The following is a 1,100-nucleotide window of genomic DNA, read 5'->3' as shown; positions in this document are numbered from 1 at the left end:
CCTTTCTTAGAAGAAAGTGACATGATCAAATTTATCGACCAAGCCGATAATGCTGTCCAAATCTTCCGTATCGAACCAACGACTAATCGTTGCGAAGATATCTCTGAAGATCTGGCTGAATTCTATCTTAAAGAATGTGAAGAACAGTGTTTCAATGGAAACATACCTCACGACTTTGTTCTACACAGCTCTGCGTACGGTTTTTTTTTAGACGAAATCGAACAGCAGCGATATGAAGATGAAACTTACGGGACTTATGAACAGCAGCACCGTTTGACCCTTTCGGATGTCATTCCAAATTACCCACACTATACACACTATAGAGGGCGCTTTTAAGAGCCCTCCTCTTTTCAAAAAATGACAACACAAACCAATGCCGTTCTTCTCAAAGAACGACAAAGGCAGATTCTAACTTAAAGGAAATAAATCATGCCTAAGAAATATGAACTGACTGATGAAACAATCGAATATAAAGGTCGTAAGCTTTATCGAATTAGAGCGTTAAGATATTTTAGTGATGTCAAAAAAGGTGATCTCGGTGGCTTTATTGAACATGAAGGTAACTTGTCTCATAAGGGCGAGTGCTGGATTAATCATAATGCAAAAGTTTATGACAATGCGCGTATTCTTGACGATGCACAAGTTTATGGCAATGCGCAGGTTTTTGAAGCCTCTAGGATTTTTGGCAATGCATGGGTTTTTGACGATGCAAAAATTCATGGCAAGGCATGGGTTTATGACGGTGCAGATGTTTGTGGCAAAGCACTGATTTATGGAGACACTGTTCTTTATTCCGGAGTCAAAATTTCTGGCGATACAAAAATCTATAACAACAAATTAGTCTACTAGAGCTCAGTCTTTATAGCCTCTCTTTTCCCAAAACAAACAATTTTCAACATTGCGTGATTCACGCCACGGATGAATCATGCCAAATAGAAAGAAACAAACATGACAAATTCCCCTTTAACAATCATGGCAAGCAAATATGGATTTTCTCATGAGCAATTCCGAAAGACAATTATCAAAACATGTATCAATCATAACTTCTCTGATGAAGAATTCGCTGCTTTTATCTCTGTTGCAAATACTTATGGTCTTAA

The 1,100-nt window shown here is 38.0% G+C and carries 2 protein-coding genes and 1 pseudogene; all 3 read left to right on the top strand.

What is annotated here, in order from left to right; translation table 11 throughout:
• A partial coding sequence (locus BN338_RS06865; RefSeq protein ID WP_039760366.1) for a hypothetical protein occupies positions 1-336 on the top strand: 336 nt, incomplete at its 5' end.
• Between the two features lie 93 nt (positions 337-429).
• Positions 430-849 (top strand): hypothetical protein, encoded by a 420-nt coding sequence (locus BN338_RS06860; RefSeq protein ID WP_039760365.1) that lies wholly within the window; start codon positions 430-432, stop codon positions 847-849.
• 99 nt (positions 850-948) lie between these two features.
• Positions 949-1,100, top strand: a pseudogene (locus BN338_RS13135) (recombinase); the annotation flags it as partial.

The organism is Bartonella queenslandensis AUST/NH15 (assembly GCF_000312585.1).
GTDB classification, from domain to species: Bacteria; Pseudomonadota; Alphaproteobacteria; order Rhizobiales; family Rhizobiaceae; genus Bartonella; species Bartonella queenslandensis_A.
Note: the sequence above shows the minus strand (reverse complement) of the source record. Positions and strands in the feature narration are given on the sequence as shown.

Bases quoted from the DNA above. Each gene is read 5' to 3' on its own strand.
- BN338_RS06860 (WP_039760365.1), top strand. From the start codon at position 430: ATGCCTAAGAAATATGAACTGACTGATGAAACAATCGAATATAAAGGT.